The sequence below is a fragment of the Microbacterium sp. H6 genome (assembly GCF_003314775.1).
Classification (GTDB): domain Bacteria; phylum Actinomycetota; class Actinomycetes; order Actinomycetales; family Microbacteriaceae; genus Microbacterium; species Microbacterium oxydans.
Map to the genome: position 1 here is coordinate 1,420 of NZ_QOAY01000222.1, position 1,497 is coordinate 2,916.

General features: G+C 70.0%; 1 protein-coding gene and 1 pseudogene. Both read left to right on the forward strand.

The genetic code is table 11. The features are described 5' to 3' along the window. A partial coding sequence (locus DSP71_RS14455; protein ID WP_258546460.1) for an aldehyde dehydrogenase family protein occupies positions 1-1,310 on the forward strand: 1,310 nt, incomplete at its 5' end. A 2-nt stretch (positions 1,311-1,312) separates the two neighbouring features. After that, positions 1,313-1,497, forward strand: a pseudogene (locus DSP71_RS23965) (NAD(P)-binding protein); the annotation flags it as partial.

The window sequence follows — 1,497 nt, forward strand, 5'->3', positions numbered from 1 at the left end:
ACGACCTCGACGACGCGATCGCCCGTGCGAAGGCTGCGCAGCCCGCGTGGGAGGCGCTCGGTCACGAGAAACGGAGCGAACTGCTCCTGGCCGCGGCCGACGCGATCGATGCGAACGCCGAGGGTCTGGCCTACCTCCTGTCGCGCGAGCAGGGGAAGCCGCTCAACGGCCCGAACGCGCGGTTCGAGCTCGGTGCCTGCTCGGCATGGCTGCGCACCAATGCCAGCACCGTGCTCGAGTCGCAGGTGCTCGTCGACGACGAGACGCTGCACGCCGAGCTCGTCTACAAGGCGGCTGGTGTCGTCGGAGCCATCGGGCCGTGGAACTGGCCGCTCATGATCACGATCTGGCAGATCGGGCCGTCGCTGCGGATGGGCAACACGGTCGTCGCGAAGCCCAGCGAGTACACCCCGCTGAGCGTGCTCGCGATGATCGCGGTGATGAACGAGGTGCTGCCGGAGAATGTGCTGCTCGGCGTCTCCGGAGACCGTGAGGTGGGCGCTCGCCTCGCGTCACACCCCGACATCGCCAAGATCATGTTCACCGGCTCGACAGCGACCGGTCGCCGCATCATCGAGAGCTCCGCAGGCAACCTCGCCCGCCTCACGCTGGAGCTGGGCGGCAACGACGCGGGCATCGTGCTTCCCGGCACGGACGCGTCGGCCATCGCCGAAGACCTCTTCTGGGGGGCGTTCATCAACACCGGACAGACCTGCGCAGCCATGAAGCGCCTCTACGTGCACGACTCCGTCTACGACGAGGTCGTGGACGCACTCGCCGCGATCGCCGAGCAGGTGCCGATGGGCAACGGACTCGACGAGGGCAACGTGCTCGGACCGCTGCAGAACCGGCCGCAGTTCGACATCGTCAGCCGCCTGGTCGACGATGCGAAGAGCCGCGGTGCCCGGATCGTCACCGGCGGCGAGCCGGCATCCGACCTCGGCGAGCTGTTCTACCGGCCCACCATCGTCGCCGACATCGACAACGATGCGGCGCTGGTGCAGGAGGAGCAGTTCGGTCCCGCACTCCCCGTCATCCGCTACAGCGACGTCGACGAGGCCTTCGCGCTCGCGAACGCCCTCGACGTGGGCCTTGGCGCCTCGGTGTGGGCCAGCGACCCGGAGGAGGCCCGCGCCGTCGCTGCGCGCATGCAGTCCGGCACGGTGTGGATCAACTCGCACGGTGGGCTGCACCCCATGGTGCCGTTCGGCGGTGTGAAGAGCTCGGGCTACGGGCTGGAGTTCGGCGTCGAGGGACTCAAGTCCGTCGCCGTCACCCAGGTCGTCTCCGGACCGGGCCGGAAGGCCTGAGCGTGACCGCGGCGAACAGCGGCGCGGTGCGCTCCGCCATCGTCGTCGGGGCCGGCACCTCGGGCGCCATCGTCGCCCGGCGTCTCTCCGACGCCGGGGTCGCCGTCACGCTCGTCGAGGCCGGCGGCTACGACACGAATCCGGCCATCCACGACCCGTCGCGGGCGGGGGAGCTCTGGCACTCCGC